This window comes from Actinosynnema sp. (assembly GCF_052038725.1).
Genome location: NZ_JBQGCX010000782.1, coordinates 1 through 5,768, shown reverse-complemented (window position 1 = coordinate 5,768; position 5,768 = coordinate 1). Strand labels below are relative to the sequence as shown.

Annotated in this window: 3 protein-coding genes and 1 pseudogene; 2 read left to right on the top strand and 2 right to left on the bottom strand. The window is 73.6% G+C overall.

What is annotated here, in order from left to right:
* Together ACTUAL_RS16175 and ACTUAL_RS16170 are read right to left on the bottom strand one after the other, a co-directional pair.
* Positions 1-839, bottom strand: a pseudogene (locus tag ACTUAL_RS16175) (hypothetical protein); the annotation flags it as partial.
* A gap of 13 nt (positions 840-852) precedes the next feature.
* Positions 853-2,610: an HSP90 family protein gene (locus tag ACTUAL_RS16170; RefSeq protein WP_440900843.1), complete on the bottom strand. Its 1,758-nt coding sequence runs from the start codon at positions 2,608-2,610 to the stop codon at positions 853-855.
* A 182-nt stretch (positions 2,611-2,792) separates the two neighbouring features.
* Between ACTUAL_RS16170 and pheS the strand changes: the two genes are divergently transcribed.
* Positions 2,793-3,860: a phenylalanine--tRNA ligase subunit alpha gene (pheS, locus tag ACTUAL_RS16165; RefSeq protein WP_440900842.1), complete on the top strand. Its 1,068-nt coding sequence runs from the start codon at positions 2,793-2,795 to the stop codon at positions 3,858-3,860.
* A 3-nt stretch (positions 3,861-3,863) separates the two neighbouring features.
* Positions 3,864-5,768, top strand: a 1,905-nt coding sequence (pheT, locus tag ACTUAL_RS16160; RefSeq protein ID WP_440900841.1) for a phenylalanine--tRNA ligase subunit beta, incomplete at its 3' end; no start/stop codon positions are given.

Sequence of the window (5,768 nt, the reverse complement as noted above, 5' to 3'; positions counted from 1 at the left end):
ACCCGGTGCAGGTGCCGCTTGAGCAGCTCGACGCCGCGCTCCACGTTGCCCGAGGTCGCGCAGAACACCAGGTGGTCGTCCAGGTAGCCGGTCACCAGGTCGTCGCGGATCGCGCGGTGCGCCACCACGTGCGCCTCGCGGGCCCGCTCCAGGTCGCCCACCTCGACGAACGCGGGCGTCAGCGTGGTCAGGATGCCCTGCGGCTGGCCCGCGCAGCCGGTGTCCTCGGCCAGCTGGTGCTCGGCGTGCGCGATCGCCTCGGCGGGCCTGCCCTGCCAGATCAGGTGCCTGGCCTGCTCCTCGACCACGCACGCCTCGCAGTCGCTGAGCGGACCGCGCTCGGCCGCCAGGTAGCGGGCGAAGTGCTCCCGGTAACCGGCCTCGTCACCGATGTGGTCGGCCAGCTCGGTGCGCGCGCCGTGCACCGGCTGCGCCGAGAAGCCGTGCTGCCGGTAGCGGGTCGCCAGCTGCTCCAGCACCGAGCTGATCTGCTCCAGGCTGAACCGGGGGTCGGCGAGCAGACCGGTGACGATCCACTTGTGCGCCCAGTCGTAGTTGTGCGTCTCCCACTCGTCGAACGCCGTGGGGTCGCGCCGCTCGGCCGCGCCGCACCACGCGAACGGGGCCAGCATCAGGTCGTAGCGGTTCAGGTCGTGCGCCGAGCGCAGCAGCGCGATCCGGCAGCTCACCGCCAGCGGCAGGTGGTCGCAGGCGTCCGCCGCCCGCGCCGCCCGCTCCAGCGCCTCGTGCCTGGCCATGCCCTCCGGCAGGTGGTAGGCCTGCGCGAACTGCTGCTCGGCGGCCTGCTTGATCTCGTCCCGGCCGGGTTCTTCGGTCATCGGGGCTGCCCCTTCATCGGTTGTCCACGGCCCGGTCGAGCAGGTCCAGGAACGAGCGGTTGAGCGCGGCGGTGTCCTTCGGGCGCATCGGGCGCCGGGACTGGAGCAGCGCGTGCACGTACAGCGACTCCACGGTCAGCTCCACGAGCGCCGGGTCGGTCAGCTCGGCGAGCCTGCGCACCAGCGGGCTGCGGCAGTTGAGCACCAGCCGCTGCGCCGCCCCCGGCGCGGACTCGGCCAGGCTGCCCAGCAGCTGCGCCCACAGCGGGTCGTGGGCCTCCGCGCCCCCCAGCTCCACGTCGCGCCTGCGCTCGCCCTCGGCGTTGGTGACCAGCAGCGCGGGCAGCGAGGCCGGGTCGAAGTCGCGCGGGACGACCTCGCAGTCGTGCCGCTCCAGCACCCCCGCCGCGTCCGCCAGCCGCGCCCGCAGCGCCCGCTCCACCTCCGGCTCGGGGTCGCCGAGCGCGGCCAGCACCTCGCTGGGCGCCACCCGTCGCGCCGCACCCGGACCGTCCAGGGCGACCAGGCGCTCCAGGATCTCCAGGTCGTAGGCGTAACCGGCGTTCAGCAGGCCCATGCCCTGGGCGTGCGCGACCGGCGCGAGCTGGCGGAACTCGTCCACGTCCGGCAGGTACAGCACCGAGCCGTAGCGCCTGCGGAACTGCTTGAGCGACTGCGCGCCGTCCGTGGTCTCGAACGGCAGCCAGCGCTCCACCAGCCGCAGCATCTCCTCGTCCACCCTGGCCAGCGACTTGATGCCCAGGTGGTGCGCCTCCATCAGCGCCGAGGTGCGGCCGGGGTCGGTGGCGTCCAGGCGCACCAGCCAGTCCCGCACCTGGCGGCCCAGCTCCTCCTGCACGATCAGCAGCGTCTCGTCCTGGTACAGCGACTCGCGGCTGGCCGTGGGCCGCAGCGAGGAGGTGTCCACGACGCAGCGCACGAAGTACGCCCAGTCGGGCAGCAGCCCCTCGATGGCCTCGCCGACCAGCATCCGCTTCAGGTACACCCGGTGCGACTGGCGGGCGCCGGGGTGCACGCCCGCAGGCAGCACGTACGCCACGCCGGTCAGGCCCACGGCGGGCACCTCGACCGGGATCGCCGCGAACGGCTCCAGGCCCAGCACGCGCGCCCCGTACCCCATCGGGTCGGTCAGCCACGGCAGCTCGTCGGACGTGAGAACCTCGTCACCCACCCGGACGGTGACCGGCAGCAGCTCGCCGTACTCGGCGACCAGCGCGCGCACCACGTCGCGGCCGAGCCAGTGGTCGCTGTCGCGGCCGGGCACCAGCTCGATCGTGGTGCCGACCTCGGCGCGCGCCGCGTCGTCCACCTCGACCTCGTAGTTGCCCGCCGCGTCGGCCGACCAGCGGACCGCGGGCCCGCCCTTCGCGGAGCGGCTGACCAGCCGCACCCGCTCGGCGACGAGGAACGCCGACAGCAGGCCCACGCCGAACTGGCCGAGGAAGCCCTGGCGGGCGAACCCCAGCTCGTCCCGCTTGGACGTGCGGCCCAGCGTCGAGAGCAGGTCGTGCACCTCGCTCTCGGTCAGGCCTATGCCCGTGTCGGAGATGCGCAGGGTGCCGTCGGCGCTGGAATCGGCAGGCTCGATGACCACCTCGCCCGGCGCGTCCGGCTGGAGCGCGCGGCGGGCGGTGATGGCGTCCACCGCGTTCTGCAGCAGCTCGCGGGCGTACACGCGAGGGCTGCTGTACAGGTGGTGGCTGAGCAGGTCGATGATCCCGCGCAGGTCGACACCGAAGGTGTGTGCCATAAGAGTGCGGTCCACCTCAGGTCTTGATCGCTTTCAGACGCCCGAATTCTAGGTGCGCCGGGGCCGCGGTCGCTCTTATTTTGGACCGGTCACCTAGGATCGGTCCGCCGCACCGCGCAGGCGCAACGCACCGCGCGTGGCGGCCATCACCTCATGTCCGCGACGGGAGCTGTACACCAACCATGTCCGGAGCCAACGACCCGTACGACCCCAAGCAGGTCGCGGCGCTGTCCGCCGAGGCGCTCGACGCCGCGGTCGAGCGGGCCCAGGAGGCGTTCGCCCAGGCGGGCGACCTCGACGCGCTCGCCGCCGCCAAGCCGGCCCACCTCGGAGACCGCTCCGCCGTCCTGCAGGCCCGCCGCGAGATCGGCGCGCTGCCCCCGGTCGCCAAGTCCGAGGCGGGCAAGCGCGTCAACGTCGCCAAGCAGGCGATCGACGCCGCCTTCGAGGCGCGCCGAGCCGTCCTGCAGGTCGAGCGGGACGAGCGGGTGCTGCGGGAGGAGTCCGTCGACGTCACCCTCCCGTGGGACCGGGTGCCGCGCGGGGCCCGCCACCCCATCACGACCCTCGCCGAGCGCGTCGGCGACATCTTCGTGGCCATGGGCTACGAGATCGCCGAGGGGCCCGAGCTCGAGGCGGAGTGGTTCAACTTCGACGCGCTCAACTTCGGCAAGGACCACCCCGCGCGGTCCATGCAGGACACCTTCCACGTCGCCCCGGAGGGGTCCCGTCAGGTTCTGCGGACTCACACATCGCCCGTGCAGGTGCGGTCGATGCTCGAGCGCGAGCTGCCGATCTACGTGGTGTGCCCCGGCCGCACCTTCCGCACCGACGAGCTGGACGCCACCCACACCCCGGTGTTCCACCAGGTGGAGGGGCTGGCCGTGGACAAGGGCCTGACCATGGCCCACCTCAAGGGCACCCTCGACGCGTTCGCCCGCGCCGTCTTCGGCGACGAGTCGCGCACCCGGCTGCGCCCCAGCTTCTTCCCGTTCACCGAGCCGTCCGCCGAGGTGGACGTGTGGTTCCCGGAGAAGAAGGGCGGCGCGGGCTGGGTCGAGTGGGGCGGCTGCGGCATGGTCAACCCGAACGTGCTGCGCAACTGCGGCGTCGACCCCGAGGTCTACTCCGGATTCGCCTTCGGCATGGGCCTGGAGCGCACGCTCCAGTTCCGCAACGGCATCCCCGACATGCGGGACATGGTCGAGGGCGACGTCCGCTTCACCCAGCCATTCGGAACGGAGGCCTGACCGGTGCGCATCCCGGTTACCTGGCTGGTCGAGCACCTCGAGTTCGACCAGACCCCCACGCCGGACCAGCTCGCCGAGGCGTTCACGCGAGTGGGCATCGAGGTCGAGGAGACCACCGGGCTCGGCCCGGTCACCGGACCGCTCGTCGCGGGCCGCGTGGTCGAGATCGAGGAGCTGACCGAGTTCAAGAAGCCGATCCGGTTCTGCCGGGTCGAGGTCGGCCCCGACCAGGTCAACGGCATCGTGTGCGGCGCGCGCAACTTCGTCGAGGGCGACACCGTCGTGGTGGCGCTGCCCGGCGCGGTGCTGCCCGGCGACTTCCGCATCGCCGCCCGCAAGACCTACGGCCGCACCAGCGAGGGCATGATCTGCTCCGCCCGCGAGCTGGGCCTGGGCGACGAGCACGCGGGCATCCTCGTGCTGCCCAGCGGCACCGCCCAGCCGGGTGACGACGCGTTCGAGCTGCTCGGCCTCGGCGACACCGTCATCGAGGTCGCGCCCACCCCGGACCGGGGCTACGCGTTCTCGGTGCGCGGCCTGGCCCGCGAGATCGCCTGCGCGTTCGAGGCCCCGTTCGGCGACCCCGGCCTGGCCGAGGTGCCCGAGGCCGAGGGCGACGTGTGGTCGGTGCGGGTCGACGACGCCTCCGCGTGCTCGCGCTTCGCGGCCCGCCGCGTCACCGGCGTGGACCCGACCGCGCCCACCCCGTGGTGGATGCGCCGCAGGCTCATGCTCGCGGGCATCCGCTCCATCTCGCTGCCGGTCGACGTCACCAACTACGTGATGCTCGAACTGGGCCAGCCGCTGCACGCCTTCGACGCCGCCGCCGTCAAGGGCGGGCTCGTGGTGCGCCGCGCGGTGGCGGGGGAGAAGCTGACCACGCTCGACGACGCCGTGCGGGCGCTCGACCCCGACGACATCGTCATCGCCGACGACAGCGGCGTGGTGTCGCTGGCGGGCGTCATGGGCGGCGCGAGCACCGAGGTGCGCGACAGCAGCTCCGACATCCTGCTCGAAGCGGCCGTGTGGGACCCCAAGTCCATCGCCCGCACCGTGCGCCGCCACAAGCTGCCCAGCGAGGCGGCCAAGCGGTACGAGCGGACCGTCGACCCGGCGCTGGCCCCGGTGGCGCTGGAGCGCGCCGCGCGGCTGCTGCACCTGTTCGGCGAGGGCTCCATCCAGCCCGGCCGCACGGACGTCGGCACGCCGGAGCTGCCCGCCGCCGTGTCCATGCCGATCGACCTGCCCGACCGGGTCGCCGGCGTGCCCTACGCGCGCGGCGTCACGGCCCGCAGGCTCGGCCAGATCGGCTGCCGCGTCGAGGTCAGCACGGACGACGCGGGCCACACCGTGGTCACCGCCGTGCCGCCGACCTGGCGCGCCGACCTGACCCAGCCCGCCGAGCTGGTGGAGGAGGTGCTCAGGCTGGAGGGCTACGACAGCATCCCGTCGGTGCTGCCGCCCGTCCCCGCAGGTCGGGGCCTGACCGAGCAGCAGCGCCGCCGCCGCTCGGTCGCGCGCGCGCTGGCCGAGCACGGCCTGGTCGAGGTCAAGCCGTTCCCGTTCCTCTCGCCCGCCGTGTTCGACGCGCTCGGGCTGGCCGAGGACGACGTGCGGCGCACCACGACCACGGTGCTCAACCCGCTGGAGTCGGACAAGAACGCGCTGGCCACCACCCTGGTGCCGGGCCTGCTGGACGCGCTGCAGCGCAACCTGGCGCGCGGCCAGAAGGACGTGGCGCTGTACGCGGTGGCCCAGGTGACGCTGCCGCGCGCGCAGCAGGGCGCCATGCCCGAGGTCGGCGTGGGCGAGCGGCCCGCCGACGAGCAGGTCGCGGCGCTGCTGGCGGCGCTGCCGCAGCAGCCGGTGCACGTGGCCGCGGTGCTGTGCGGCAACCGCGAGCTGCCC

What these genes read in the sequence shown, in the direction of transcription:
- pheS (WP_440900842.1), top strand. Translation starts at nt 2,793, where the DNA reads ATGTCCGGAGCCAACGACCCGTACGACCCCAAGCAGGTCGCGGCGCTG.
- ACTUAL_RS16170 (WP_440900843.1), bottom strand. Translation starts at nt 2,610, where the DNA reads ATGGCACACACCTTCGGTGTCGACCTGCGCGGGATCATCGACCTGCTC.